This is a genomic window from Amycolatopsis solani, from assembly GCF_033441515.1.
In the GTDB taxonomy this organism is placed as follows: Bacteria; Actinomycetota; Actinomycetes; order Mycobacteriales; family Pseudonocardiaceae; genus Amycolatopsis; species Amycolatopsis solani.
The window spans coordinates 1,966,451-1,992,481 of record NZ_JAWQJT010000003.1; the positions used below are offsets into that span (position 1 = coordinate 1,966,451).

Genomic DNA, 26,031 nt, shown 5'->3' on the forward strand with positions numbered 1-26,031 from the left:
CGGACGTGACACCGCTATGGTCGCGCAGGTGACCACCCCAGCCACCCGGGCCGAAGCGCTGCACCTCACCGGTGAACGGACCGTCCCCGGCATCGCCGAGGAGAACTACTGGTTCAAACGCCACGAAGCCGCGTACGCCGCACTGTTGCCCCACTGCGCGGACGCGACGGTGCTCGAAGCCGGCTGCGGCGAGGGCTACGGCGCGAGCCTCCTCGCGACGACGGCCCGCCGGGTGCTCGCGCTCGACTACGACGTGCCGACCACCGAGCACGTCGCCCGCCGCTACCCCGAGCTCGGCGTCGCGCGGGCGAACCTGGCGTTCCTGCCGGTGCGGGACGGCGCGGTCGACGTTGTGGCCAACTTCCAGGTCATCGAGCACCTGTGGGACCAGGCGGGGTTCCTCGCCGAGTGCCGGCGGGTCTTGCCGAAAAACGGCAAACTGCTGGTCACGACGCCGAACCGGCTGACGTTCACGCCGGACAGCGACACGCCGCTGAACCCGTTCCACACCCGTGAGCTGGCGCCGTCCGAGCTGGCCGGCCTGCTCGACGACGCCGGCTTCGAGGTCGAGACGCTGCACGGGCTGCACCACGGCGAGGCCGTGCGCGCACTCGACGAGCGGTACGGCGGTTCGATCATCGACGCCCAGCTCGACGTGGTCATGGGCGAGCTGCCTGGCCAGGCCGTCTGGCCGGCGGCGTTGCTCGCCGACGTCGCCGCGATCGAGGCGTCCGGGTTCGACATCCACGGGGACGACCTGGACGAGAGCCTCGACCTGATCGCCGTGGCGGTGCGCCGATGAGCGAGGGGACGTTCTGCCTCGTCGTGCACAGCCACCTGCCGTGGCTGCCGCACCACGGGACCTGGCCGGTCGGCGAAGAATGGCTGTACCAGGCGTGGGCGCACTCGTACCTGCCGATGGTCGACCTGCTCGAGCGGTTCGCCGCCGAAGGGCGCCGGGACGTGCTGACGCTGGGCGTGACGCCGGTGCTCGCCGCGCAGCTCGACGACCCGTACAGCATCCGCGCGTTCCACGACTGGCTAGGCCACTGGCAGCTGCGCGCCCAGCACGCGGCGACGTTGTGGCGCGGCGACCCGCTGCTGCGCGAGCTCGCGGCGGCCGAGCACCGGACCGCGGTCCGCGCCGCCGACGAGCTGGGCACGCGCTGGCGGCATGGCTTCTCGCCCATCCTCCGCTCTCTGGTCGAAAATTCGACCATCGAGCTGCTCGGCGGCCCGCTCGCCCACCCGTTCCAGCCGCTGCTGGACCCTCGGGTGCGCGAGTTCGCGCTGAACGCCGGGCTCGCCGACACGGCGCTGCGGCTCGGGTCGCGGCCCGAGGCGATCTGGGCACCGGAGTGCGGTTACGCGCCTGGCATGGAAAACGACTACGCCGCCGCCGGCGTGCGGCGGTTCATGGTCGACGGGCCGTCGCTACGCGGCGAGACCTGGGCCGCGCGGCCGGTCGGGACGAGCGACGTGGTCAGTTTCGGACGAGACCTCGAAGTCACCTACCGCGTCTGGTCGCCGAAGGCCAGCTACCCCGGGCACGCCGCATACCGCGACTTCCACACCTGGCAGCACGAAGTCGGGCTGAAGGCGGCCCGGGTCACCGGCAAGACGGTCGAGCCGCAGGACAAGGCGCCGTACGACCCGGCGCTCGCCGCGGACGTGCTGCAGGGGCACGTCAAGGACTTCGTCGAAACGGTCGTGACGCGACTGCGTTCGTTGAAGGCGCACCACGGGCGTGAGGCGCTCGTGGTCGCCGCGTACGACACGGAGCTGTTCGGGCACTGGTGGCACGAAGGGCCGGCCTGGCTGGAAGGCGTGCTGCGGGCGCTGCCCGAGGCCGGCGTCCGGGTGACGACGCTGAAAGGCGCGATCGAGGCCGGCCACGTCGGTGAGCCGATCGACCTGCCGGCGTCGTCGTGGGGCTCGGGCAAGGACTGGCGCGTCTGGGACGGCGAGCAGGTCAAGGACATGGTCGAGGCCAACGCGGCGCTCCAGCGTCGGCTGCTCGACCTCGTTGCCGATTTGGCGACAACGGCCCGGGACACCGTCGCCGACCAGGCCGTGGCCGAGGCGATGCTGGCGCTGCAAAGCGACTGGGCGTTCATGGTCACCAAGGACTCCGCCGCGGATTACGCCCGGCGCCGCGCGGCGGTGCACACCGAGCGCTTCGACGCGCTGGCCGGGTTGCTGCGCCGCGGCGACCGCGCGCGGGCGGCGGAACTCGCCGCCGCCTACCGCGCCGACGACGGACCGTTCGGGCACCTCGACGCCCGGGCGCTGAAGCACGACTGAAAGGGACCCATGGGCATCCACGAAATTCCGGTCAAGACCCTCGACGGCCAGGACAGCTCGCTGGGCTCTCTCGCCGGCAAGGCCCTGCTCGTGGTCAACGTCGCGTCGAAGTGCGGCCTGACCCCGCAGTACTCCGGCCTCGAGCGGCTGCAGGAGCGCTTCGGCGGCCAAGGCTTCTCGGTCGTCGGTTTTCCGTGCAACCAGTTCGCCGGGCAGGAGCCGGGGAGCGCGGACGAGATCCAGACGTTCTGCTCGACGACCTACGGCGTCACGTTCCCGCTGTTCGAGAAGATCGACGTCAACGGCGAGGGACAGCACCCGCTCTACGCGGAGCTGACCAAGAACGCCGACGCCGAGGGCGCCGCGGGCGACGTCCAGTGGAACTTCGAGAAGTTCCTGGTCGGCGCGGACGGCGAGGTCCTGGCGCGGTTCCGGCCGCGCACCGAGCCCGAAGACGAGACCGTCGTCAAGGCCATCGAGGCGGCGCTTCCGGCCTGACACAGCGGCGGGGGACGCCGGTCCCCCGCCGTCGCCGGGATTCACCGGATCGGCGGGAAACAGCGGCCGTTCGGGTATCACGCAAACGCAACCGAAAATGGTTGTCGTGATCCGGACGGGCGGATCGCGGGTGATCAGCCTGCCGTTTTCCCCTCACCGCACCGAATACTTTTCACGACGCCATTTCGGCGTCGACGTGCGGGAGAAGGGACCCTTTCATGACCACCTCCAGACGCCGGGCCGCGCTGGCCGCGTTCCCCGTGGCACTCGGGCTGCTGCTGGCCGGCCCCGCGGTGGGGACCGCGTCGGCCGCGCCGGGGTCCACCACGGACGTGCAGGCCCGCCACTGCCTGCTGCTGTGCGTCGGGCACCACCATCACCACGGGCACGTCCACGTGCTGGGCCTGCACCTCTGGTTGCACCTGTAGCGGGCCCGCCGCGCCGGGGCGACGGCCTCCGCCCCGGCGCGGCACCCGTTCACAGCCCGAGCTGGTCGCGGCCGACGGCGCTGAGGTCGTCGATCGTGGCCCGGCCGGTCCAGTTCACTTCGTAGTCTTCGGGCGCGAAATCGCCGGGGCTCGCGCCGGTCAGGAACGCGCGGCCGCATTTCTCGGCGTACGCCGCGTTCTTCGGGCAATGCGGGCTCGCCGGGATGTACATGACGTTTCCCCACCGATCCGGATTGGTGCCGTCGGCGACCGCGTGAACGACGTCGCCGTGCCACCAGACCGTGTCGCCCGGCTCCACGTCGGGGATCGACGTCAGCGCCGGCAGCAGGTCGTCGTGGTACTTGTCGTTGACCGGCAACGCTTGTCCGTTGGCCGCGCCGCAGAGGTCGTCGTCGGGGATGTCGTCCTGGAGCGCGCGGAGCAGGACGTACGCGATCGCCGACGGGATCGGCACCACGTGCAGCACGCCGTCGCCTTGTCGCATTTCCGACAACGCGGTCCAGCCCTGGAAAGTGCGGAAGGCCGAGCACATCACCGTCGACGGGTATTCGTCGACTTCCGTGCGGTGGGCGCCGTCCCACGGGTCGTAGGCGCGCCAGTCGCCGTCGAAGACGTGCCGGAAGACCCGCTGGTAGGCGGGCAGCAGCCAGCGTTCGACCGAGCCGGAGTCGGTGTGGGCGGACAGGCCGAGCGACGCCGAGCCGGGCGCTCGGCGGCGGATGCGGTCGGGGTAGGCCGTGTCGCGATCGGGGTCGAACCAGACGCGGCCCTCGGACTCGTGCCGCCAGAAAGAGTTCAGGAACCGCCGGACGGCGACCATGTGCTCGTGCTGGCGCGCTTGGATCTGCGGCTTCGACCAGTACACGGGGTAGATCTGCGGCTGGCCGGAGGCGAGCCCGGCGAAAACGTCGTCGGCCGGTCCCTGATAGGTGCCGGAGAAGTCGTTGTCCGCGAGGTAGGCGGCGAGCTCGGCGTCCCAGGTCTCGGCCGCTTCGCGGGTGAAGGTGCCTTTGACGACGGCGCAGCCGCGGCGCCGGATCGCGTCGAGCGTCCGGCCCGGCACGTTGTTTTCGGCGATGTCGCGAAAACGGACGACGGGAAAGGCGTCCCGGTCGGCGGCGACGGCGTCGACCTCCCGGCGCATCCAGTCCCGGACCCCGGCGAACGCGCCGGCGACGTCGCCGATCCGGGCGCGCAGCTCGTGTTTGGTCCGCGTGACGGCCTCGGCCATGTTCGCGGGCAGCTCGGTGGTGGTCATCCGGCGTCCTCCATTTTTGGTTAGGACTCCTTACTAGAATGTCCCGGCTACGGTAGCCCCAGTTCCTTCCCCGCCACAAGAGGTGCGATGTCCGACCCCGACCGGCCGCTCCCACGCCTGGCGATGCTGCGGGCCATGACCGACCGCGCGGTGCTCGACCAGGTCTTCGTCCACGGCCGGACCACGCGCGCCGAGCTCGCCGCGGCCACCGGGATCTCGAAGCCGACGATCTCGGAGTCCGTCCGGCGACTGGAGACGGCCGGAGCGCTGCGGGCCACCGGCACCGACCAGACCGGCCGCCGCGGCCGGATCGCCACGTTCTACGAGCTGGCCGCCGACGCCGGTCGCGTCGTCGCTGCGGAGGTGAACCAGCAGGGCATCCGCACGGTGACGACCGATCTGACCGGCGCCGTCCTGGCCACCGAGCGGCACGCGCCGGCCGGCCGGCCGATCACCGCCGCCGTCCGGGCGGCCGTCGCCGCCGCGAGCGCTGCCGGGACGGGCCCGGTGCGGGCGACCGCGATCTCGGTGGCCAACCCGGTGGACCCGGTCACGCACGAAGTCGTCGCGCTGCCGGGGTCGCCGTTCCCCGAGGGCAGGCTCCGGGCCGGCGACGTCGGGAGTGGGGTGCTGCTCGACAACGACGTCAACTTTTCGGCGCTCGCCGAACGACGGGAGGGCGCCGCACGGGAGGCGAAGAGCTTCGCTTACGTCTACGTCGGCGCGGGGCTCGGCGTCAGTCTCTACGTCGGCGACCAGCTCGTCCGGGGCGCGCACGGGCTGGCGGGTGAAATCGGGTACCTGGACAGCTCCGGGACGACGCTGGCTGCCGCCCTCTCCGACCAGGGGTTCGGCCGGCCGGACGCGCCGTCGCTGGACGTTGGCGAAATTTCGACCACGCTCGACCGGGCCGCCGAGGACGCCGTCGCCGCGGAACGGCTACGGCTGCTCGGTGCGACGCTCGGGCGGGCCGTGGCCGCGATCTGCACCATCGTCGACCCGGACCTCGTGCTGCTGGGCGGGCCGGCCGGGAGCCGGGCGGACCTCGTTGCCGAAATCCGGCGAACGGTCCGCGCGATGACGCCCGGCCCGGTCCGGGTCGAAGCCGGTGAGGTGACGGACTCGGCGGCGCTGCGCGGCGCGCTGCTGTCGGCACTCGACCACGGGCGCGACGGTCTGATCAGAGCGGTTGCCGAAAGTTGACCACGCCGCTGACCAGCAGAATGCGGGTCAGCGCGAGCCCGTCTCGATCACCGCCCTGACGCACTTCGCGACCACTGCCGGGTCCGCTTTGACCACTTGGCGGTCGTACGTCAGCAGGCCGTTGACCTCGTTTTCGACATCGGTCGTCTGGGTGTAGATGGCACCGGACAACCCGCGCTCCGCCACCACGCGCTCGAGGGCCGCGCTCACTTCCGCGTAGCGCTCGGTGAGGCGCTCCCGCGTCGGCGTCATTTCGTACGCGTTCGGCGGGCCGGGCCAGCGGTGGTCGTCGAGGATCAGGCCGAGGCCGCCGTACTCGCCGTCGACGATCGCTCGGGCGTCGTCGACCGAGGGGTCGCCCGGGCCGACGTAGGTGTGGTCGTCGTAGACGTCGCCCGCGCCGGTGTCCGGGCGGGAGAAGCAGCAGTTGACGCCGCTGTTCGCGATCACCAAGCGCGTAGGGTCGAGGGCTTTGACCATTTCCGCGACACGGGCGGTGTCGAACTCGCCCCAGCCCTCGTTGAACGGCACCCAGCCGACGATCGACGGGACCGCCCGCAACTGGGTGATCATTTTGATCAGTTCCGCCTCGAACAGCTCCCGCGCCCGCGGGACGGGGTCCGGCGCGATGCCGGGCGGGCCGTCGAACGACACCGTCAGCGACGGCATGTCCTGCCAGACGACCAAGCCCAGCGTGTCGGCCCAGAAGTACCAGCGGGCCGGCTCCACCTTGACGTGCTTGCGGACGAAGTTGAAGCCCAGCTCCTTCGTCTTCTCCAGGTCGAAGCGCAGGGCTTCATCGGTGGGCGCGGTCGAGATGCCGTCCGGCCAATAGCCCTGGTCCAGCGGTCCGTGCAAAAAAGTGACACGACCGTTGAGGGCAATCCGCGGGCGACCCTGCTCGTCCGGGACCAGGCCGATCGTCCGCAAGCCTGCGTAACCGCCGACCTCGTCGAGGAGCGCGCCGCGCTGGTCGCGGAGCTCGACGTGCAGCTCGTAGAGGTGCGGGTCGTCGGGGGTCCAGAGGCGCGGCGACGGAACGTCTACACGCACCGACGTCCCGGCCGTCCCCGACGCGCGTGCCACCTCGGCGCCGTTTGCCGAAATAACGACAACGACCTCGGCGCCGCCGGTGACCTGCGGGAACACCGTCACGCCCGTTAGGTCCGGGGTCAGATCGAGGCGGTCGACGCGGTGGTCGGGCACCGGCTCCAGCCAGACCGTTTGCCAGATTCCGGACGACGGCGTGTAGCAGATGCCGCCGGGGGCGTTGCGCTGCTTGCCGACCGGGAAGGGCTCGATGTCGGTGCGGTCCTCGGCCCGCACGGTCAGCTCCTGCGGCCCCGAGGCGCGCAGGACGTCGGTGATGTCCGCGCTGAACGCCGTGTAGCCGCCTTCGTGCGTCGCGACGAGCTGGTTGTTGACCCACACCTTCGCCGTCTGGTCGACCGCGCCGAAGTGCAGGAGGACCCGTGACCCAGCCCAGTCGGGCGGGACCTCGAAGAGCCGCCGGTACCAGCAGACTTCGTCGCGTCGTCCAATTCCGGACAACGCCGACTCCGGTGGGAACGGCACCAGGATCCGCTCGGCGTACCCGGACGGCCGTGGTTCGTCCGACGACGACGGCCAGCCCGCGTACTCCCAGACGCCGTTCAGGTTCAGCCAGCGGGGCCGGGTCAGCTGGGGCCGCGGATACTCGGGCAGCGCGTTGTCCGGAGCGACGTCGCCGCTCCACGGGGTTGGGAGGGGCGGGTCGAGCCGGCGCCAGCCGGTGCCCTCGGGAGGAGTCATCCCGGTCGATGGTGGCAGAGTTCGCCGCGCTCGCCAGTGATCGGGATCACATGTGAACACTTCGCGAGCACGGGCGCGCCGGGGTGTTCTGACTCGCGAGTAACCTCTGCGCATGCGTGTGCTGATGCTGTCGTGGGAGTACCCGCCAGTGGCCATCGGAGGCCTGGCCCGGCACGTGCACGCGCTCGCCACCCACCTGGTGCGCCAGGGCCACGAGGTCGTGGTGCTCTGCCGTCACGCCGCCGGCACCGACGCCGGGACGCACCCGCGTACCGACCGCGTCGTCGAGGGCGTGCGGATCGTGCGGGTCGCCGAAGACCCGATGCACGTGACGTTCGAGCGGGACCTCGTCGCCTGGACGCTGGCCATGGGGCACGCCATGATCCGCGCCGCGCAGGACCTGCTGCGGACCTGGCAGCCCGACGTCGTCCACGCGCACGACTGGCTGGTCGCGCACCCGGCGATCGCGATCGCCGAGGCCGCGCGCGTGCCGCTGGTCGGCACCATCCACGCGACCGAAGCCGGCCGGCACTCCGGCTGGCTGTCGCACCCGCTGAACCAGCAGGTGCACTCCGTCGAGTGGTGGCTGGCCAACCGCGCCGACGCGTTGATCACCTGCTCGCAGGCCATGCGCCGCGAGGTCGCGTACCTCTTCGAGGTCGAGGCCGCCGATGTCACGGTGATCCACAACGGCATCGAGGAACGCGGCTGGCAGGTACCGGCGAAGGAGATCGCCCGCGCCCGGGAGGTCTACAGCCCGGCCGGGGCGCCGCTGTTGCTCTATTTCGGACGACTCGAGTGGGAGAAGGGCGTGCAGGACCTGCTCGCCGCGCTCCCCCGGATCCGGCGTCGTCACCCCGGGACGCGCGTGGTCGTTGCCGGAAAAGGACGACACTTCGACGAGCTGGTCGAACAGTCGCGGAAGCTGCGGGTGCGGCGCGCGGTCGACTTCGTCGGGCACCTCTCCGACCGCGACCTGCGAGCGGCGCTGGCGGCCGCCGACGCTGTCGTGCTGCCCAGCCGGTACGAGCCGTTCGGGATCGTCGCGCTGGAGGCCGCGGCCGCGAAGGCGCCGCTGGTGGCCTCGACCGCCGGTGGGCTCGGCGAGGTCGTGGTGCACGGCGAGACCGGGCTGGCGTTCAGTCCGGGCGATGTCGCGGAATTGACCAATGCCGTGACGGCGGTGCTCAGCGACGCGCCGGCCGCGGCGAAGCGGGCGAAGGCGGCGCAGTCCCGGCTGGCCGCGGACTTCGATTGGGGCCGGATCGCCGAGGCGACCGCCGACGTCTACCGGCGGGCCAAGCCGGCCGAACCGGTGGAGCTGCCGCGGCCGAAGATCGCCACCGGCAACGCGTTCGAGCCGGTCGCGGCCGGGATCCCGGAACTGTAGGTAGCGGACCGCTCAGAAGCGGCAGATGCGGAGGCAGTCCGGCTGCCCGGCAGCGGGACCGGCCGGGGTCACCGCGGCGCCGTAGGAAAACGACAACACGACGAAGAGGGCGGCGACGGCCGTTCCCACCTTGCTGGTCATGGTGACTCCTCGGGGCGACGCCGCGACGGGCGCCTCGCAGCGAGCATCCGCGCCGCTCCCCGGGCAAACAATAAGCGGAACAGTAGGGGTGTCTACGCAATCGCGTACAGTGACCGGTCAGCGGGTTCCCAGGAGAATGCGCACCCGGACAGCCTCGCGGAGTGGGCCGTGCGGGGCCAGCGCCGTCCGGACGCGGGCGGTGAACGCCGGTCGCGCGTCCGGGGCCGGCAGCTGCTCGGGGCTCATGGCCGAAAAAACGCCACCGACGATCTCCTCGACGGTCAGCGTTGTCGCGTATTCGACAACCCGCTGGTCGACGGCGTATCCGGCGGCCGCGAGCGCCGTCGCGTACCGCTGCTGGCTTGCCTCGTCCGTGCCGCACGTGCGGTGCGGCGGTGTCCCCAGGTACGCCGCAACGACGTCCCGCACGGCGGCCGACCACGCGGTGTCCTGGAGCCACAGAGGCACGCCGTTCGTCACCACCGCGATGCCGCCGCCTGGGCGCAGGAGCGGGCGCGCGGCCGCGAACAGCCGTTCGTGGTCCATCCAGTGCAGCGCCTGCGCGACCGTCACCGCGGCGAGACGGCCGTGGCCGATAATCGGCAACAGCGCGCTGACCTCGGTGTCCGCGCCGAGCAGCCAGCTGATGTTCGGCAGCGACGTCGCCCGGCGGGCCTGGTCGAGCATCGCCGGTTCCGGGTCCATGCCGAGGACCGCCCTCGCGTGGGGTGCCAGGGCGCGGGTGAGCTGGCCGGTGCCGCAGCCGAGGTCGAGGACGACGTCCTGGACCTGACTCAGCGCGAACGCCGCGGCCAGCTCGTCCGCCACTTCGGCTGGGTAGCCGCGGCGAAATCGCTGGTAGAAGTCGCTCACTTCGCCGCCGAACGCCGGTGTGGTCATTTTTCGACCATGCCCGTCGCGCGGCGGGTCAGGGGCCGGTTCCGCTGAAGGCGGACCTAGAAGACCGGCAGCAGGACGCCGTGTTCGGACTCCGGGCGCGGGCCGAAGATGCGACGGTCCGATTCCTCGATCGGGACGTCGTTGATGCTCGCCTCGCGCCGTCGCATCAGGCCCTCGTCGCTGAACTCCCACAGCTCGTTGCCGTAGCTGCGGAACCACTGGCCCCCGGCGGTGCGGGACTCGTACTGGAACCGGACGGCGATGCGGTTGCCGGTAAAGCTCCACAGCTCCTTGCGCAGCGCGTAGTCCAGCTCGCGCTCCCACTTCGCGGTGAGGAACTCGACGATCCGGGCGCGCCCGACGACGTGCTGGTCGCGATTCCGCCACACCGAATCCTCCGTGTACGCGAGCGAGACCCGCTCCGGATCCCGGGTGTTCCACGCGTCTTCGGCGGCCTGGACCTTCTGCCGGGCGGTGTCCTCGTCGAACGGCGGGAACGGGGGGCGCGGGGTCATGGCAGCTCCTTCCGGACGCGGAGAACGTGCGTTCCCCGGCGTATCCGCTACCCTAGAGAACGCTCATTCTCCGCGCCAGTGGCAGGTGTCATGAATTCCACGGAAGCGACCGACCGGCTGCTCGAAGCCGCCGAAGACCTCTTCTACGCGCACGGTGTGCAAGCGGTCGGGATGGACGCCGTCCGTGCGCGCTCCGGCGTCTCGCTCAAGCGGCTCTACCAGTGCTTCCCGGCGAAGACCGACCTGGTCGAGGCCTACCTGCGGCGCCGGGACGAGCGGTGGCGGAAGTCGTTGCGCGATTTCGTCCACGCCCGCGGCGACGACCCGCTCGCCGTCTTCGACTGGCTCGGGAACTGGTTCGCCGAGCCCGGCTTCCGCGGCTGCGCGTTCGTCAACTCCTTCGGCGAGTTCGGCGAGCCGGCACCCGGCGTCGCCGCCGCGATCCGGCTGCACAAGGACGAGGTGCGGGCGTACCTGCGTGGTCTGATTTCCGACCACAGGCTCGCCGACCAGCTGTTCACGCTGGTCGAAGGCGCGACCGTGCTCGCCGCGATCACCGGTGATCCGGGCGAGGCGAGCACGGCCGGCGAAGCCGCGAAGGTGCTGCTGGCCGCTCAGGGGTAGAGCGTCAGTCCCGGGTCGAGCGCGATCTCCGTGAGTTGCGCGAGGCTCAGCGGCGGCGACGGCATGTCGGGCGCGCCGCCCCGCTTCGCGTCCCCCGCGACGTTCTCCGCCTGGAGGATGATGCCGGTGCCGTCGGGTTTGGTGACGTCCGATTCGTTCACCGTCGGGCCGCCGGGCTGGGTGAACGTGCTCTCGATGATCGTCTCGCCGTGCGGCCCGGTCCGGCGCCGGCACGAACCCTCGGTGCGCTCGGGCGGCGGAGTGCATTCGGTGCTGGGCGTCGCGTTCCCGCCGATCCGGGTGACGACTGCCATGACGTTGCCCTTGAGCTCCCCCTTCGCCGTCGTGGCCCACGACAAGAAGTAGTCCTCGCCCCCGCTGCACGCCCCTTCGAAGGGAACCGGCGCCGAAAACACGTGGAAGAACTCCAGCGGACCGTGCGCGACACCCTTCGGGTAGACGCCGTGTTCGTGGGGACCGAGCGTCGAGCCGGCGGCCAGCCGCTGCTGGACCGCGGCCGTCAGCACCGTGGTGAGCCGGCTCGACGCGGCCGCCGAAGTCTCCGGGATCGGTGCGCCGGTCTGCGGTGGGAAGGGCGGATCGGCACAGGGATTCTCCGACGGCGGCTTGCTCGCCGCCGGCGGCACGAGCACCGGCGCGGGCTCCCCGCCGGGCACGAACACCACCGCCGCGCCGACGGCGACCGCCGCCACGCCCGCGGCCGCGGCGGTCCACGGGTTCGCCACGCGGCGCACCCGCGCCCGGCGGCGTTCGCGGTCCAGCACCGCTTCGACGTCCACTGTGGACGGCGGCACGACGCCGATCGCCACGTCGAACTGTTCCTTGCTCATGGCGCCTCCTTCAGCTCTGGCTCGCGGCGACGAGCGCGCGCAGCGAGTCGAGCCCGCGCGCGGTCTGGCTCTTCACGGTTCCGGGTGAACACTCGAGGACCTCGGCCGTCTCCTCGACGGACAGGTCGCAGTAGTAGCGCAGCACCACCGCGGCCCGGCGCCGCGGCGGCAACGCGTCCAGCAGCTCCAGCAGACCGAGCCGCTCGACGACGTCGTCGGTGGGCAGCACCGGCGGCTCCGGCAGGGTTTCCGCCGGTTCCTCGCGCCGCCACGCCCTGGCCTTCTCGTCCAGCCACGTCCGCACGAGGATCCGGCGCACGTAGGCGTCGAGGTGCTCGACCTGCCGGGCCCGCGGCCAGTGCCGGTACAGCTTGCCGATGGTGATCGACACCAGGTCGTCGGCCAGGTGCCAGTCCCGGCACAGCAGGTAGGCCGTGCGGCGCATGACTTCCATTCGCGCCGTCACGTAGTCGCGGTACCCCGCTTCTTCGGACCGTTTCACCGATTCCTCCTCGTCGCCCCCACACCCTGTCGAACGGGGTGCGCGGCCCCCGGGGTTGCTCCGAGATCGAAATCCGGGCAACCCGCGGGCGCGCCGGGCCCGTTCCACGAGCCGAAGGGACTCCGACAGTGAGGAACCATCCCATGAGGAAACCGATCACCGCGGTCGTCGCGGTGGCACTGGCCGCGGGTGTGCTGACCGCACCCGGCGCGGCGGCCGCTCCAGTGGACCGGCCGTCCATCACGCCGACGAAGATCACGCTGGTCACCGGCGATCAGGTGCTGGTCGGCGGCGCGGACGTCCGCGTACTGCCCGCCCGCCGCGACCGGCCGGTGCCGTTCCAGCGGTACGTCCGCCACGGCGACCAGTACGTCCTGCCCGGCGACGCCGCCGGACTGGTCCGCGCCGGACGGCTCGACGAGCAGCTGTTCAACGTCACCGGCCTGCTGCGGCAGGGCTACGACGACGCACGCACCCCGCACGTGCCGCTGCTGGTCCGCCAGGCGGGCCCGGCGCTGACGGCGAGGACCGGCGTCGCCGCGCGGACTTCCGTGCTCGGCTACACCGCGCTCGACGAGCCGAAGTCCGGCGCCGCGGCGTTCTGGAACCGGCTCGCCGCGGAACCCGCCACGCTCGCGGCGGGCGACGCGAAGGTGTGGCTGAACGCGAAGGTGCGCGCGAGCCTCGACCAGAGCGTGCCGCAGATCGGCGCGCCGACGGCGTGGCAGGCGGGCCTGACCGGGCGCGGGGTGCCCGTCGCGGTGCTCGACACCGGGATCGACGGCACGCACCCGGACCTGGCCGGCCGCGTGGCCGTGAGCAAGGACTTCACCGGCAAGGGCAGCGCCGAAGACGGCCAGGGACACGGCACGCACGTGGCCTCGACGATCGCCGGCTCCGGTGCCGCTTCCGGTGGCAAGTACAAGGGCGTGGCGCCGGACGCATCGTTGGCCGTCGGCAAGGTCCTCGACGACTCCGGCGACGGCACGCTCGACACGGTCCTGGCCGGCATGCAGTGGGCGGTGACCGAAGCGCACGCCCGCGTCGTGAGCATGAGCCTCGGCGGCGGCCCGTCCGACGGGACCGATCCGATGTCCGAAGCCGTGAACACGCTGACCCGGCAGTACGGCACGCTCTTCGTCATCGCCGCGGGCAACTTCGGTCAGGACGAAACCGTCTCGACCCCGGCCGCGGCCGACAGCGCGCTCGCCGTGGCCAGTGTGTCCAAAAAGGACCTCCTCAGCCCGTTCTCCAGCCGTGGCCCGCGAACCGGTGACGGCGCCGCGAAGCCGGACGTCGCGGCACCCGGCGAAGCGATCACCGCGGCCTGGCCCGGCGGCGGCTACCAGGCGCTGGACGGGACGTCGATGGCGACGCCGCACGTCGCGGGCTCGGCCGCGATCCTGGCCCAGCAGCACCCGGACTGGACCGCCGACCGCCTCAAAGCGGCCCTGACCAGCACCGCCACCCCGGTCGACGCCGGCCCGGCCGCGGTCGGCACCGGCCGTGTCGACGTCGCCCGCGCCACGACCACCGCGGTCACCGCCACCGGCAGCGCGTCGGCGTACCTCCCGTGGCCCAACCGCGGAACGACCGCGAAAGCGACCGTCACCTGGTACAACTCCGGCGCCACCCCGGTCACGCTGACGCTGGGCGCGTCCGTCGGAGGCGTCAGCTTCCCGCCGAGCGTCACCGTTCCCGCCGGCGGGAGCACCCCCGTCGAGCTGACTTTCACCGCGCAGGATGGAAATCCGGGTACGCGCTCCGGTGTCCTGACCGCGAGCGGCGACGGCGTCACGACGCGGACCGCGGTGTCGATGCGGCAGGAAGCGGAGTCCTACGACCTGACCGTCGGCCTGGTGAACCGCGACGGCCACCCGTGGGCGCCGACGGGCTACCCGCCGGTGACGATCGTCGACCTGGACACCGGCACGCTCACCCAGGGCGAACCGGGCACGTTCCGGCTGCCGCGCGGCCGCTACGTCGTCAACAGCGTCATCGAGACGCCGCGACCGGGCCGGGAGCCGTCCTACAGCTTCATCACCCACCCCGAACTGGTCCTCGACCACTCGCTCACGCAGACCATGGACGCGCGTGACGGCAAGCCGGTGTCGCTGGAGCCGGACAACCCGGCCGCGCGCGGCGGCACCCAGAGCATCGAGCGGCTCAGCCGGATCACGAGCTGCACGTGCGTCTTCGCCAACAGCTTCGACCTCGACCCGCGCTTCGAAGAGGCGTTCGCCGCGACCGTCCCGGGTACGTCGTCGGCGACCTTCGCCTTCAGCCAGGAACGCCGGGCCACCGAGCCGGACCTGGAAGTGACCGCGGACGACGGGCAGCCGTTCGCCGTCCGGGGCGTCTGGCTCGAGTCGGCCGCTCGGGAGGGAACCAGCACGCTCCCGGTCGTGTTCGGCGGCGAGGGCACTCCCGAGGACCTCGCCGGGATCGACGCGCGGGGCAAACTCGTCGTCGTCCGGCTGCCGCTCGGCATCCGGGTCGACGAGGCGTACCGGCGGCTGGTGAACGTCGAGAACGCCGGCGCGAAACTCGGCGTGGTCGCGGTCGACAGCGGCACCACGAGGACCACCGTCCTCGGCGGCGGCCTGCCGGCACTGCACCTGCCGGTGGTGTGGGGCGGGGTCAGCGTCACCGCGCAGCGGTTCATGGAGCTGGCGAAGACGGGCCGCGGCTCGGCGACAGTGGTCAGCCGGCCGTCGCCGCGCTTCCGCTACGAACTCGCCGACGGCGTCGAAGGCCAGGTGACGGCTCCGCGCGTGCAACGGCCGAAAACCCGCGACCTCGCCGAAGTGCGCACGGCCTACCACGACAACGCGCCCGGCGAGGTCCGGTACGTCGCCGGGCGGGAGTTCTTCGGCCGAATGGTCGGGTACGGCTACACCCAACCCGTTGCCGCGCAACAGGAACGCGTCGAGTACTACTCCCCCGGCAAGTGGGACACGCTGTGGACGGGCGGTTTCCGCGGCGAGCTGTCCGAGCAGCTCGACGTCGCCGCCGGGCGCAAGTACCAGCTGAGCTGGAACAAAGCGGTGGCCGGACCGACACTGCGCGGGCTGACCGCGACGCACTTGGGTGAGCCGCCGCGGCCGTGGGCGTGGCGCAAGGACGGCGTCTTCGACCTCTGGCTGCCGCTGTTCGGTGACGCCGCCGGGCGTCCGCGCAAGCCCGAGTCCGGCATCGGCGACACGGGGTCGGTGACCCTGACCAAGGACGGCGTCGCGATCCCCGTGGAGCCGTCGGGGGAACCGACGCTGGCGACGATCCCGGTGCCGGACGCCGACGGTGCGTACCGGCTCACCGCCGAGGCCCACCGGCACACCGACTTTTGGCCTCTGTGGACGGACGTCACCGCGGAGTGGGCGTTCCGCTCTTCGGCGGCCGCGGACGGCCAGGCCCTTCCCTTGCTGACCGCCCGGTTCGACCCGGCGGTCGACGTGCGCAACAGTGCGCCGGCGAACCGGGTCTTCACGTTCCCGGCGTTCGTCGAGCGGCAAGGCGGTGGCAGCGGAACGAAGCTGACCGTCGAGACGTCCACCGACGACGGCCGCACCTGGCAGCCCGCGCCGGTGCTCCGGACCGGGGACCACTGGACGGTCGCGGTGCGGAACCCGGCGGCCGGGTTCGTCTCGCTGCGCGCGAGCGCCGGCGACGACCGCGGGAACACCGTGCGGCAGACGGTGATCCGGGCCTACGCAGTGGGCTGAACGTGAACCGGCCCGGCGACGGGGAGCCACCGTCGCCGGGCCGGTCCGGACCACACCATCCCAACAGTGTGGAATCCGCCCGCCCCTCGTCAGGTAGGGGCGGGCGGGGCCCTGCTACCGGGCGTCCGTGAGGTACCGCGCGTAGGCACCCGTGGTGAGGAAGCTCGGCAGCTTCTCGCCCAGCGCGGTTTCGGTGAAGATCTCGTACGCGTCGTCGAGGCGGTTGCCCGCACCCAGCTCCGCGCGCACCGACGCGAGTTCTTCGTCCAGGAATTCGACCGCCAGCTCGCGGGTCAGCGCCGTGCCGTCTTCGAGCTTCGTGCCGTTGCGGATCCACTGCCAGACCTGGCAGCGCGCGATCTCCGCGGTGGCCGCGTCCTCCATCAGGTTGTGGATCGCCGCGGCGCCGGTGCCGCGCAGCCACGCGTCGACGTACCGAAGCGCCACGTTGATGTTCGCGCGCACGCCCGCTTCGGTGACCTCGCCGCCGGCGCTGGCCACGTCGAGCAGGTCCTCGGCGGTGACGTGGACGTCCTCACGCAGCTTGCCGAGCTGGTTCGGCCAGCCGCCCAGCACGTCGTCGAAGACCTCGCGGCAGATCGGGACCAGTCCCGGGTGCGCGACCCACGACCCGTCGAAACCGTCGCCGGCCTCGCGTTCCTTGTCGGCCCGGACCTTCTCGGCGGCGATCTCGTTGACCGAAGGGTCCTTGCTCGGGATGAACGCGGCCATGCCGCCGATGGCGTGCGCGCCGCGCTTGTGGCAGGTGCTCACCAGCAGCTCGGTGTACGCCCGCATGAACGGCACGGTCATGGTGACCTGCGCACGGTCCGGCAGCACGAAGTCGGCGCCGTGCGCGGCGAAGTTCTTGATCAGGCTGAAGATGTAGTCCCAGCGGCCGGCGTTGAGACCCGCCGCGTGCTCGCGCAGCTCGTAGAGGATCTCGTCCATCTCGAACGCGGCGGTGATCGTCTCGATCAGCACGGTGGCGCGGATCGTTCCGCGAGGAATGCCCAGCTCGCGCTGCGCCATCAGGAAGACGTCGTTCCACAGCCGCGCTTCGAGGTGGTTCTCCAGCTTCGGCAGGTAGAAGTACGGGCCGACGCCGCGGGCGACCAGCTGGCGCGCGTTGTGGAAGAAGTACAGGCCGAAGTCGACCAGGCTCGCCGAAACCGGGCGGCCGTCGATGCGGATGTGCTTCTCCACCAGGTGCCAGCCGCGGGGACGCGCGACGATCGTCGCGGGCTCTTCGCCGATGGTGTACCGCTTGCCGGCCTCGGTGGTGAAGTCGATGTTGCGGCGGATCGCGTCGAAGAGGTTGATCTGGCCGTCGATGACGTTGTGCCACGTCGGCGACGTCGCGTCCTCGAAGTCCGCCAGCCACACCTTCGCGCCGGAGTTCAGCGCGTTGACCGTCATCTTGCGGTCGGTCGGGCCGGTGATCTCGACGCGGCGGTCTTCGAGGCCCGGCGCCGTCGGCGCGACGTGCCACGACTCGTCGTCGCGGATCCGGCGCGTCTCGGGCAGGAAGCCGAGCGGCTTCTCGCCGGACTGCAGTTCCTCGCGCCGCACGCGGCGGGCGTCGAGCAGCTCGCGCCGGCGACCGGCGAACGTGTTGTCCAGCTTGGCCAGGAAGTCGAGTGCCGCCGGGGTCAGGATCTCCGCGGCCCGGCCCTCGACCGGCCCGGTGACCTCGATGCGGTAGTTCAGCCGATCAACCATGGGGTGCCTCCACGAGCTGTGCAGGGAAGGAAAAGAAGGGAGGGACGCGGCCTGACGACGACGAGGGGGGTGACGTCGTCAGGCCGCGGCCGGGATCAGTGGAACTGGGCTTCTTCGGTGGAGCCCTTGAGCGCGGTGGTCGAGCTCTCCGGGTTCAGCGCCGTCGCGACGTTGTCGAAGTAGCCGGTGCCGACCTCGCGCTGGTGCTTGGTGGCGGTGTAGCCGCGGCTCTCCGAAGCGAACTCGCGCTCCTGCAGCTCGACGTAGGCGGTCATGCCCTCGCGGGCGTAGCCGTGCGCCAGGTCGAACATCGAGTAGTTCAGCGCGTGGAAGCCGGCCAGCGTGATGAACTGGAACTTGTAGCCCATGTGGCCGAGCTCGCGCTGGAACTTCGCGATCGTCGCGTCGTCCAGGTGCTTCTTCCAGTTGAACGACGGCGAGCAGTTGTAGGCCAGCATCTGGTCCGGGAACTTCGCCTTGATCGCCTCGGCGTACTTGCGCGCCACCTCGAGGTCGGGCTCCGAGGTCTCCATCCAGAGCAGGTCGGCGTACTGGGCGTAGGCCAGACCGCGCTCGATGCAGGGGTCGATGCCGTTGGTGACCTCGTAGAAGCCCTCGGCGGTGCGGCCGCCGGTGAGGAACTGCTGGTCGCGCTCGTCGACGTCGCTGGTCAGCAGCGTCGCGGCCTGCGCGTCGGTGCGGGCGACGATCAGCGACGGCACGTTCAGCACGTCCGCGGCGAGGCGGGCGGCGTTCAGCGTGCGCTCGTGCTGCTTGGTCGGGATGAGGACCTTGCCGCCGAGGTGGCCGCACTTCTTCTCGGACGCGAGCTGGTCTTCCCAGTGCACGCCCGCGGCGCCGGCGGCGATCATGCCCTTCATCAGCTCGAACGCGTTGAGCGGGCCACCGAAGCCGGCCTCGGCGTCGGCGACGATCGGGGCGAACCAGTCGATGTCCGTGTTGCCTTCGGCCCAGTTGATCTGGTCGGCGCGGCCCAGCGCGTTGTTGATGCGGCGGACCACGGCCGGGACCGAGTTGGCCGGGTAGAGGCTCTGGTCCGGGTAGGTCTGGCCGGACAGGTTGGCGTCGGCCGCGACCTGCCAGCCGGACAGGTAGATGGCCTGCAGGCCCGCGCGGACCTGCTGGACGGCCTGGTTGCCGGTGAGGGCGCCGAGCGCGTGAACGTAGTCCTCGGTGTGCAGGAGGTTCCACAGCTTCTCCGCGCCGCGGCGCGCCAGGGTGTGCTCCTCGACCACGCTGCCGCGCAGCTTGACGACGTCCTCAGCCGAGTAGGAGCGCTGCACGCCCGCCCAGCGGGGGTCGTTCGCCCACTGCGCCGCCAGCTCCGCGGCCGCCTGCTTGGCCTGTTCCGTCATCGGTACTCCCGGTGTTGCGAAGTTTGCGATTGCTCGCCTTGCCTGGTCTGACCCTCACACGCCAGGGGAAATCCAGTCCAGTTGGCCAATTTGCCAATTTGTGCGAAGGGTACGTACGCTCTTTGCAAAGGTTGCGAATCGTCCGGTTCGCAAGTGATCGAAAATCCGCGTTCTTGACCGTTCACGTAACCGTTCAGGGCCGGAAACCTTCCGGGAAGGAGGGCTCGAATGGAGAAGACTTTCGCCGGCGCGCGGTTGCGGCACCTCCGCGAAAGCCGCTCGATGAGCCAGGCCGACCTGGCCCGTGTGCTGGAGATCTCACCCAGCTACCTCAACCAGATCGAGCACAACTCGCGTCCGCTGACCGTCCCCGTGCTGCTGCGGATCACGCAGGCCTTCGGCGTCGACACCGAGTTCTTCGCCAACAACGACACCTCCCGGCTGGTCGCCGACGTCAAGGAAGCGCTGCTCGACGAGGTGCTCGGCGTCGACGTCACCACCGGCGAGCTCAACGACCTGGCCACGAACCTGCCGGCCATCGCGCAGGCGCTGGTCAAGCTGCACCGCAGCTACCGCAACGCCGTCGAGAGCACCGCCGCGCTGACCACGGAAAACGGCCTGGGCCTGCACGGCAGCGCCGCCGCGCCGCTGCCGCACGAGGAGGTCCGCGACTTCTTCTACGAGCGCGAGAACTACGTCGCCGAGCTGGACGAACGCGCCGAGAAGATGGCCGCGGAGATCCCGCTGCAGCGCGGTCAGGTACTGGGCTCGCTGAAGGAACGGCTTTGGCAGCGCTACGGCGTCGAGGTGACCAGCGACGGCCTCGACGAATCCGCCGGTCAGCAGCACCGCTACGAGCCGGTGACGCGGGTGCTGCGACTGGCGCCGAGCCTGCGGGTCGGGCAGCAGGCGTTCCGGATGGCATCGCAGATCGCGCTGCTCGAGTACGACGACCTGATCACCGAGCTGGCCGACTCGTGGGCGTTCTCCGGCCCGGCCGCGCGCTCGCTCGGCCGCGTCGGCCTGGCGAACTACTTCGCCGGGGCGCTGATCCTGCCCTACGGGCCGTTCCTGGCGACGGCCGAACGGTTCCGCTACGACATCGAGCGGCTCTGCGACCACTTCGGCGTCGGCTTCGAGACCGTGTGCCACCGGCTGTCCACGTTGCAGCGTCCGAAGCAGCGCGGGGTGCCGTTCTCGTTCGTGCGGGTGGACCGGGCCGGGAACATGTCGAAGCGGCAGTCCGCGGCCGGGTTCCACTTCTCCCGCGTCGGCGGGGCCTGCCCGCTGTGGAACATCTACGAGGCGTTCACCCAGCCGGGCAAGATCCTCACCCAGATCGCGACCCTGCCCGACGGCAAAAGCTACTTCTGGATCGCGCGCACGATCTCGCGCAACATCGGCGGCTACGGCAGCCCCGGCAAGACGTTCACCGTGGGACTGGGCTGCGAACTCCGCCACGCGGGCCGGCTCGTCTACTCGACGGGCCTGGACCTGGACGAGCCCGCCGCGGCGACGCCGATCGGGATGGGCTGCAAAGTCTGCGAACGCCCGGCGTGCTCGCAACGCGCGTTCCCGACGATCGGCAAGCAGCTGACCGTGGACGAGAACACCAGCACGTTCGTCCCCTACCCGGCCGTGCCGAAGGGGTGACGATCAGTCAGCCGGCTTGCCGCGCATCTCGAGCGCGATCTGCGTCGCGTCCAGGTTGACCAGCGCGTTCGCCAGGACGTCGGCGTCGAACGTGCCGTTGTCGCGGGCGTCGAGCAGGGCGGTGCGCTGCTTGTCCAGGATCGTCAGCTGGTAGCGCATCGCCGCGTCGAAGTCCGCCTGGACCGGATCGCCTTCGCGCTTCGGCGGCTTCGGGACGTCTTCCACGCTCGAACGCAGCAGCTCGAAGATCTGGGTCCGCTCGGCCTCGGCCTGCTTCGCGGCGGCGGCCTGGTCGATTTTCGGCGAAAGCCGGCGCAGCAGCCAGCCGATCGTGCCGCCCTGCAGCAGCAGCGACAGGATCGCCACGGCGAACGCGATGAGCACGAGCGCCGAGCGTTGCGGGGTGTCCTCGGGCAGGGTCTGCGCCGCGGCCACGGTCACCGCGCCGCGCATGCCCGCCCACACGACGACGACGCCTTCGCGCCACCCGAGCGGTTGACGCAGGAAGTACTCGACGGTGGCCAGCCCCCGCGTGACCCTGGTCGAAAACCGGTCGAGGTCCCGCTCCGACACCTTGCGCCCGCGCGAGTTGGCCGCCTCGAACGCCCGCTGCTTGCCTTCCGGCGTGCTCATCCGCTCCGACATGTCCTGCAGCCGGGGCTGCAGGCGTTCGCCGTGCCGGACCCGCGCGATCAGGTACTTGAGCAGCGGGGCGACGTAGGCCGCGCGCACCAGCACGGTCAGCGCGAGCGCGATGGCCGCGACGACCACGGCGGCGCCGACCCCGCCGTGGTCGTGCTGCACGTTCGCCACGATGGCCTTGATCTGCAGGCCCATGGTCAGGAACACCGCGCCCTCGAGGACGAGCTCCACCGTCCGCCAGTTCTGCGCGTCGGACAGGCGGTTGCGCGGCGAGAGCTCCCGCGGTGCGCGGATGCCCGTGACCAGGCCCGCGACCACCGCCGCCACCAAGCCGGACGCCCCGAGCAGCGTGGCAGGCAGGGAAGCGGCGAACGGGACCGCGAACGAAATGACCGTGTTGACGGTCGAGTCGGTCACGCGCCGCCGGATCAGCAGGTTGAGCCGTCCCACGGCCCAGCCCAGCACGCCCGCGACGGCGACCGAGTAGGCGAACGTGCCGAGCGCGCCCCAGAAGGAGAACGACGCGGCCGTCGCGACGATCGCCGTCCGCAGCACGACCAGCGCGGTCGCGTCGTTGAGCAGGCTCTCCCCGTCGAGGATCGCCACGACGCGCTGGGACGACGACGTCTGCTTCACGATCGATGTCGCGACGGCGTCGGTCGGGCTGATGATCGCGCCGAGCGCGACGCCCCACGCGAATCCGAGATCGGGCAGGACCAGCGCGAAGAACAGGCCGAGCACCAGCGAACTGCCCACTACGAGCAGCACCGACAGCCCGCTGATCGCGCCGAACTCCCGCCGGAAGTTCATCGCGGGCATCGACACCGCGGCCGAGTAGAGCAGCGGCGGCAGGACGCCTTCGAGGATCCACTCGGGCTCGATGTGCGCCGAGGAGAACAGGGGCAGCAGGCTCGCGGCCACCCCGAGCACCACCAGCACGAGCGGCGCGGCGACCCCCAGCCGCGGACCGACGACGGTGGCGGCGGCGATCACGAGGAAGCCGGTCACGAGCACGACGAGCAGTTCCGTCACGCACCCACCCTGGCAGATCGCCGCCCACCGTCCACTCGGGACCGGCCGGTCAGCCGATCACGTGCGGGGTCCACTTCGTTTCGTCGAGTCCCAGCAGGGTGATCCGGCTCAGGAGCTCTTTGGGCGTGATGCCCGCGGCCTGTTCCTTGTCGATCGAGACGCAGGCCTCCAGCCCGTTCTTCTTCACGCACTTGGGCACGCCGAGGCCGTCCTTGCTCGTGGCGCCCGGCGGGGCGACGTTGATCGTGACCAGCGCACCGTTCGCCGAGTACTGCAGCACCAGCTTCCAGGGCACGCGGTCCTGGTCCGGGCGCCGCGACGTGTAGGCGTCGGACAGGTGGAACGACGGCGGCAGGCTCGAGATGCGCAGCGGCAGCGGCACGCCCCGGTTCGCGAACGTCGCCTCTTCGGCCACCCGCACCAGCGCCTGCTGCAGGTCGGGCCGGGCGAGGTAGTAGGTGTGCAACTGCGCCCAGCGGCCGTCGGCGGTCGGCCAGCGCAGGTAGCTGTCGCCGTGGTTGAGGGGGTCGTTCGCGTCCGCCGTCACCCAGTGGCCGTCGCGGCCGCCCACGCGCTGGGGGATCGACTTCGGCTCGCCGCTCAGATCCCGCGGCGGGGCCGGCTCCTGGTCCGAGACCGTGAGCCACAACATCGGGGGCAGCTCACCGCGGCCGATGGCCAGCGCGGTGTCGCCGTGCCCGCCCGCGGCGTACTCGACGCCGGTGACCTCCTCCGGGAGCCAGCCGAAGCTCGCCTTCGCCACCAGCGGGTTGTCGGTGGGTGCCGGCGCGATGGACTGGGGCTGCGGCTGCTGCTGGACGGCCGGCGGCGCGGGCGCGGGATCGGCCCGGAACACCGACACCGCCGTCAGCCCGCCGGCGGTCACGACCGCGGCGCAGCCCACGACCAGCGCGGTCGTCCGCGCGCGTCGGCGTCGTCCCCCGATCCGGCGCGCCCGGTCGAGGTCGAGTCGCGGCGGCGGGGCAGGCACGTCGGCGAGTTCCTTCAGCTTGGTGGCCAGCTCGTGGTCGGTCATGCTCGTCCCTCCCGGATCGGTTCGCCCAGCAGCTCGCGGAGCGTCTCCACGGCCTTCGAGGTCTGGCTCTTGACGGTGCCTTCGGAACAGCCGAGCGCCCGCGCGGTCTCCGCGACCGGCAGGTCGCCGAAGTAGCGGAGGACGACGGTCGCGCGTTGCCGGGCGGGCAGCCGGTCCAGCGCGGCCCGCAGGTCGAGCGCCGCTTCGACGTCCGATCCGGGCGCGGGCCGCTCGTGCTCGGTGCCGCGCAGGTCCACCCGCTTCCACCACGACGTCCGCTGTTCGGCGAGGAACGTGTTGACCAGCGTCCGGCGCGCGTAGCCGTCCAGGTTGTCCGCCCGCGAAGCCCGTGGCCAGTTCGCGTAGAGCCTGGTGATCGCCGACTGCACCAGGTCGTCGGCCCGGTGCCAGTCGCCGCAGAGCAAGTACGCGACCTTGCGCAGCCAGCCCGCGCGGGCGGTCACGTACTCGGTGAAGTCGTCCACCGGCGTCCCCCATCCTGTTCGTCACCCCTTTGATGCGCCCGGGAGCCCGGCAGGTTGCCCGGGACGCGCGAGTCGTAGATTCATCGGGGTGCACGACATCGACACGGTGACCGCGGCGACCATCGAAACGGCCGCCGAGCGGCTGGCCGGGGTGGTGACCCGGACGCCGCTGGAGCCCAGCGCGCGGCTGTCGTCCCGGGTGGACGCCCAGGTCTGGGTGAAGCGCGAAGACCTGCAGACCGTCCGGTCGTACAAGATCCGCGGCGCCTACAACTTCATCGTCCAGCTCGACGAAGCCACCCGCGCCCTCGGGGTCGTCTGCGCCAGCGCGGGCAACCACGCCCAGGGCGTCGCGTACGCGTGCCGGCGGCTCGGCGCGAACGGCCGCGTGTACGTCCCGGGCACCACGCCGCGGCAGAAGCGCGAGCGCATCGCGACGCTCGGCGGTGCGCACATCGAGGTCATCGTCGTCGGCGAAACGTACGAAGACGCCTTCGCCGCGGCCAACGAGGACGCCCAGCGCACGGGCGCGACGCTGGTACCGGCGTTCGACGACGTCCGCACGGTCGCCGGCCAGGGCACGGTCGCGTCCGAGGTGATCGAGCAGCTCGGCTTCGTCCCCGACGTCGTGGTCGTCCCGGTCGGCGGCGGCGGGCTGCTCGCCGGCGTCGGCAGCTGGCTGCGCGAACGGCACCCGGACGTCCGGGTCGTCGGCGTCGAGCCCGCGGGCGCGGCGTGCATGGCGGCGGCGCTGTCCGCCGGCCACCCGGTCCGGCTGCCGGAGCTCGACACGTTCGTCGACGGCGCCGCGGTGCGCGAAGCCGGCGCGGTCACTTACCCGCTGATCCGCGACAGCGGTGCCGAGCTGACCGCGGTCGCCGAGGGCGCGATCTGCACCGAGATGCTCGCGATGTACCAGTCCGACGGCATCATCGCCGAGCCCGCAGGCGCGCTGGCCGCGGCTTCGCTCGGGTCCGTGGTCCAGGTCGAGCCGGGCCAGACGGTCGTCGTCGTGGTCTCCGGCGGCAACAACGACGTCAGCCGCTACAGCGAGATCCTCGAACGCTCGCTGATGCACGAAGGGCTGAAGCACTACTTCCTGGTCGGCTTCCCGCAGGAGCCGGGCGCGCTGCGGCGGTTCCTCGAGCAGGTGCTCGGCCCCGAGGACGACATCACGCGCTTCGAGTACGTCAAGCGCACGAACCGCGAGATGGGCCCGGCGCTGGTCGGTGTCGAGATCGCGCGGCCGTCCGACCTGCCCGGACTGCTGGTGCGGATGGCCGCGAGCCCGCTGCAGGTGGAGCGGATCGAGCCGGGCAGCCCCCTGTTCCACTTCCTGCTCTGAGGGTTGTGGTCCACTAGGCGGATGGTGAAGGTCGACGGGATCCGCAGTGTCGAGGCGTTGCGCGAAAAGGTCCACGAGGGTGCGGAGCCCGAATACCTGCTGTTCTACGGGCACGCGCCCTCGACGTCCGGGCGGTTGACGGCGAGCTGCCTGAGCCAGTGGTGGCTCGACCCGTTCGAGGACAACGGCGTCAGCTACCCGACGGCCGAGCACTACATGATGGCCGCCAAGGCCGACCTGTTCGGCGACCACGAGAAGGCGGAGCTGATCCGGTCGGCGCCCGACCCGAAGACGGCGAAGGTGCTCGGCCGAGAGGTCGCCGGCTTCGACGCCGCCGTCTGGGAGCGCCACCGCTTCGACATCGCCGTCGACGGCAACCTGGCCAAATTCCGGCAACACCGCGACCTGCGGCGCTTCCTGCTCGGCACCGGCGACGCGGTCATCGTCGAGGCGTCGAAGAAGGACCTCATCTGGGGCTCGGGCCTCGCCCGCGAGGAGAAGAACGCGACCAAGCCGGACTACTGGCGCGGGCTGAACCTGCTCGGCTTCGCGCTGATGGAGGTCCGCGAGCAGCTGCGCGCCCGTATCTGAC

Annotated in this window: 23 protein-coding genes; 11 read left to right on the forward strand and 12 right to left on the reverse strand. The window is 71.4% G+C overall.

Annotated elements, in window-relative coordinates; all coding sequences use genetic code 11:
- Positions 1-28: 28 nt before the first annotated feature.
- The 4 genes from SD460_RS41750 to SD460_RS41765 all read left to right on the forward strand — a co-directional run bounded on the left by SD460_RS41750 (position 29) and on the right by SD460_RS41765 (position 3,230).
- Positions 29-802: a class I SAM-dependent methyltransferase gene (locus SD460_RS41750; protein ID WP_290051850.1), complete on the forward strand. Its 774-nt coding sequence runs from the start codon at positions 29-31 to the stop codon at positions 800-802.
- Positions 799-2,304 (forward strand): 1,4-alpha-glucan branching protein domain-containing protein, encoded by a 1,506-nt coding sequence (locus SD460_RS41755; protein ID WP_290051851.1) that lies wholly within the window; start codon positions 799-801, stop codon positions 2,302-2,304. The genes SD460_RS41750 and SD460_RS41755 overlap by 4 nt, the downstream gene beginning before the upstream one ends.
- A gap of 9 nt (positions 2,305-2,313) precedes the next feature.
- On the forward strand, positions 2,314-2,802 hold the full coding sequence (locus SD460_RS41760) for a glutathione peroxidase (RefSeq protein WP_290051852.1): 489 nt from the start codon (positions 2,314-2,316) through the stop codon (positions 2,800-2,802).
- 218 nt (positions 2,803-3,020) lie between these two features.
- Positions 3,021-3,230 (forward strand): hypothetical protein, encoded by a 210-nt coding sequence (locus tag SD460_RS41765; RefSeq protein ID WP_290051853.1) that lies wholly within the window; start codon positions 3,021-3,023, stop codon positions 3,228-3,230.
- A gap of 49 nt (positions 3,231-3,279) precedes the next feature.
- Here the strand turns inward: SD460_RS41765 and SD460_RS41770 are convergent, their stop codons facing one another.
- A complete protein-coding gene (locus tag SD460_RS41770; protein ID WP_290051854.1) occupies positions 3,280-4,509 on the reverse strand; it encodes a YbiU family protein in 1,230 nt (409 codons plus the stop codon).
- A gap of 87 nt (positions 4,510-4,596) precedes the next feature.
- Here SD460_RS41770 and SD460_RS41775 point away from each other — a divergent pair, with 87 nt between their 5' ends.
- Positions 4,597-5,712, forward strand: coding sequence for an ROK family transcriptional regulator (locus SD460_RS41775; RefSeq protein WP_318307592.1), 1,116 nt, complete (start codon positions 4,597-4,599; stop codon positions 5,710-5,712).
- 27 nt (positions 5,713-5,739) lie between these two features.
- Here the strand turns inward: SD460_RS41775 and SD460_RS41780 are convergent, their stop codons facing one another.
- Complete coding sequence (locus tag SD460_RS41780; RefSeq protein WP_290051858.1) at positions 5,740-7,503, reverse strand: glycoside hydrolase family 2 protein; 1,764 nt, start codon at positions 7,501-7,503, stop codon at positions 5,740-5,742.
- Between the two features lie 112 nt (positions 7,504-7,615).
- Here SD460_RS41780 and SD460_RS41785 point away from each other — a divergent pair, with 112 nt between their 5' ends.
- Entirely contained in the window at positions 7,616-8,893 is a 1,278-nt protein-coding gene (locus SD460_RS41785; RefSeq protein WP_290051860.1) for a glycosyltransferase family 4 protein, read from the forward strand.
- Positions 8,894-8,905: 12 nt separating this feature from the next.
- On the opposite strand, the gene SD460_RS41790 is transcribed toward SD460_RS41785, so the two are convergent.
- The 3 genes from SD460_RS41790 to SD460_RS41800 all read right to left on the reverse strand — a co-directional run bounded on the left by SD460_RS41790 (position 8,906) and on the right by SD460_RS41800 (position 10,449).
- The gene (locus tag SD460_RS41790; protein WP_290051861.1) at positions 8,906-9,034 is read right to left on the reverse strand and encodes a hypothetical protein; all 129 of its coding nucleotides are present in this window, start codon (positions 9,032-9,034) and stop codon (positions 8,906-8,908) included.
- Positions 9,035-9,151: 117 nt separating this feature from the next.
- The gene (locus tag SD460_RS41795; RefSeq protein ID WP_318307593.1) at positions 9,152-9,934 is read right to left on the reverse strand and encodes a class I SAM-dependent methyltransferase; all 783 of its coding nucleotides are present in this window, start codon (positions 9,932-9,934) and stop codon (positions 9,152-9,154) included.
- A 56-nt stretch (positions 9,935-9,990) separates the two neighbouring features.
- A complete protein-coding gene (locus SD460_RS41800) occupies positions 9,991-10,449 on the reverse strand; it encodes a nuclear transport factor 2 family protein (RefSeq protein ID WP_318307594.1) in 459 nt (152 codons plus the stop codon).
- Between the two features lie 90 nt (positions 10,450-10,539).
- Between SD460_RS41800 and SD460_RS41805 the strand changes: the two genes are divergently transcribed.
- Positions 10,540-11,073: a TetR/AcrR family transcriptional regulator gene (locus SD460_RS41805; RefSeq protein WP_290051865.1), complete on the forward strand. Its 534-nt coding sequence runs from the start codon at positions 10,540-10,542 to the stop codon at positions 11,071-11,073.
- Here the strand turns inward: SD460_RS41805 and SD460_RS41810 are convergent.
- Positions 11,064-11,924: a hypothetical protein gene (locus SD460_RS41810; RefSeq protein ID WP_318307595.1), complete on the reverse strand. Its 861-nt coding sequence runs from the start codon at positions 11,922-11,924 to the stop codon at positions 11,064-11,066. The two genes, SD460_RS41805 and SD460_RS41810, sit on opposite strands and share 10 nt — an antisense overlap.
- A 10-nt stretch (positions 11,925-11,934) precedes the next feature.
- Positions 11,935-12,426, reverse strand: coding sequence for a SigE family RNA polymerase sigma factor (locus tag SD460_RS41815; RefSeq protein WP_290052377.1), 492 nt, complete (start codon positions 12,424-12,426; stop codon positions 11,935-11,937).
- A 143-nt stretch (positions 12,427-12,569) separates the two neighbouring features.
- On the opposite strand from SD460_RS41815, the gene SD460_RS41820 reads away from it, so the two are divergent.
- Positions 12,570-16,148 (forward strand): S8 family peptidase, encoded by a 3,579-nt coding sequence (locus SD460_RS41820; protein ID WP_318307596.1) that lies wholly within the window; start codon positions 12,570-12,572, stop codon positions 16,146-16,148.
- Positions 16,149-16,262: 114 nt separating this feature from the next.
- On the opposite strand, the gene aceB is transcribed toward SD460_RS41820, so the two are convergent.
- Together aceB and aceA are read right to left on the reverse strand one after the other, a co-directional pair.
- A complete protein-coding gene (gene aceB, locus SD460_RS41825) occupies positions 16,263-17,870 on the reverse strand; it encodes a malate synthase A (RefSeq protein WP_290052375.1) in 1,608 nt (535 codons plus the stop codon).
- Positions 17,871-17,965: 95 nt separating this feature from the next.
- Positions 17,966-19,246 (reverse strand): isocitrate lyase, encoded by a 1,281-nt coding sequence (aceA, locus tag SD460_RS41830; protein WP_290052374.1) that lies wholly within the window; start codon positions 19,244-19,246, stop codon positions 17,966-17,968.
- A gap of 228 nt (positions 19,247-19,474) precedes the next feature.
- Between aceA and SD460_RS41835 the strand changes: the two genes are divergently transcribed.
- The gene (locus tag SD460_RS41835) at positions 19,475-20,899 is read left to right on the forward strand and encodes a short-chain fatty acyl-CoA regulator family protein (RefSeq protein WP_290052371.1); all 1,425 of its coding nucleotides are present in this window, start codon (positions 19,475-19,477) and stop codon (positions 20,897-20,899) included.
- 3 nt (positions 20,900-20,902) lie between these two features.
- Here the strand turns inward: SD460_RS41835 and SD460_RS41840 are convergent, their stop codons facing one another.
- Genes SD460_RS41840 through SD460_RS41850 form a run of 3 tightly spaced genes read right to left on the reverse strand, consistent with a single transcriptional unit; the run spans position 20,903 to position 24,094 of the window.
- Complete coding sequence (locus tag SD460_RS41840) at positions 20,903-22,573, reverse strand: cation:proton antiporter (protein ID WP_290052369.1); 1,671 nt, start codon at positions 22,571-22,573, stop codon at positions 20,903-20,905.
- A gap of 49 nt (positions 22,574-22,622) precedes the next feature.
- A complete protein-coding gene (locus SD460_RS41845) occupies positions 22,623-23,609 on the reverse strand; it encodes a hypothetical protein (protein WP_290052368.1) in 987 nt (328 codons plus the stop codon).
- Positions 23,606-24,094, reverse strand: a complete 489-nt coding sequence (locus SD460_RS41850) for a SigE family RNA polymerase sigma factor (RefSeq protein WP_290052367.1) — start codon at positions 24,092-24,094, stop codon at positions 23,606-23,608. The genes SD460_RS41845 and SD460_RS41850 overlap by 4 nt, the downstream gene beginning before the upstream one ends.
- An 88-nt stretch (positions 24,095-24,182) precedes the next feature.
- Here SD460_RS41850 and ilvA point away from each other — a divergent pair, with 88 nt between their 5' ends.
- Together ilvA and ybiA are read left to right on the forward strand one after the other, a co-directional pair.
- Complete coding sequence (gene ilvA / locus SD460_RS41855; protein ID WP_290052365.1) at positions 24,183-25,439, forward strand: threonine ammonia-lyase IlvA; 1,257 nt, start codon at positions 24,183-24,185, stop codon at positions 25,437-25,439.
- A gap of 21 nt (positions 25,440-25,460) precedes the next feature.
- Positions 25,461-26,030, forward strand: a complete 570-nt coding sequence (ybiA, locus tag SD460_RS41860) for a riboflavin biosynthesis intermediates N-glycosidase (RefSeq protein WP_290052363.1) — start codon at positions 25,461-25,463, stop codon at positions 26,028-26,030.
- The last annotated feature ends 1 nt before the right edge of the window (position 26,031 follow it).

Coding starts and splice junctions, on each gene's coding strand:
- ybiA (WP_290052363.1), top strand. CDS start 25,461: ATGGTGAAGGTCGACGGGATCCGCAGTGTCGAGGCGTTGCGCGAAAAG.
- aceB (WP_290052375.1), bottom strand. CDS start 17,870: ATGGTTGATCGGCTGAACTACCGCATCGAGGTCACCGGGCCGGTCGAG.
- SD460_RS41845 (WP_290052368.1), bottom strand. CDS start 23,609: ATGACCGACCACGAGCTGGCCACCAAGCTGAAGGAACTCGCCGACGTG.
- SD460_RS41810 (WP_318307595.1), bottom strand. CDS start 11,924: ATGAGCAAGGAACAGTTCGACGTGGCGATCGGCGTCGTGCCGCCGTCC.
- SD460_RS41780 (WP_290051858.1), bottom strand. CDS start 7,503: ATGACTCCTCCCGAGGGCACCGGCTGGCGCCGGCTCGACCCGCCCCTC.
- SD460_RS41835 (WP_290052371.1), top strand. CDS start 19,475: ATGGAGAAGACTTTCGCCGGCGCGCGGTTGCGGCACCTCCGCGAAAGC.
- SD460_RS41795 (WP_318307593.1), bottom strand. CDS start 9,934: ATGACCACACCGGCGTTCGGCGGCGAAGTGAGCGACTTCTACCAGCGA.
- SD460_RS41755 (WP_290051851.1), top strand. CDS start 799: ATGAGCGAGGGGACGTTCTGCCTCGTCGTGCACAGCCACCTGCCGTGG.
- SD460_RS41765 (WP_290051853.1), top strand. CDS start 3,021: ATGACCACCTCCAGACGCCGGGCCGCGCTGGCCGCGTTCCCCGTGGCA.
- SD460_RS41770 (WP_290051854.1), bottom strand. CDS start 4,509: ATGACCACCACCGAGCTGCCCGCGAACATGGCCGAGGCCGTCACGCGG.
- aceA (WP_290052374.1), bottom strand. CDS start 19,246: ATGACGGAACAGGCCAAGCAGGCGGCCGCGGAGCTGGCGGCGCAGTGG.
- SD460_RS41805 (WP_290051865.1), top strand. CDS start 10,540: ATGAATTCCACGGAAGCGACCGACCGGCTGCTCGAAGCCGCCGAAGAC.
- SD460_RS41775 (WP_318307592.1), top strand. CDS start 4,597: ATGTCCGACCCCGACCGGCCGCTCCCACGCCTGGCGATGCTGCGGGCC.
- SD460_RS41800 (WP_318307594.1), bottom strand. CDS start 10,449: ATGACCCCGCGCCCCCCGTTCCCGCCGTTCGACGAGGACACCGCCCGG.
- SD460_RS41785 (WP_290051860.1), top strand. CDS start 7,616: ATGCGTGTGCTGATGCTGTCGTGGGAGTACCCGCCAGTGGCCATCGGA.
- SD460_RS41820 (WP_318307596.1), top strand. CDS start 12,570: ATGAGGAAACCGATCACCGCGGTCGTCGCGGTGGCACTGGCCGCGGGT.
- SD460_RS41760 (WP_290051852.1), top strand. CDS start 2,314: ATGGGCATCCACGAAATTCCGGTCAAGACCCTCGACGGCCAGGACAGC.
- SD460_RS41790 (WP_290051861.1), bottom strand. CDS start 9,034: ATGACCAGCAAGGTGGGAACGGCCGTCGCCGCCCTCTTCGTCGTGTTG.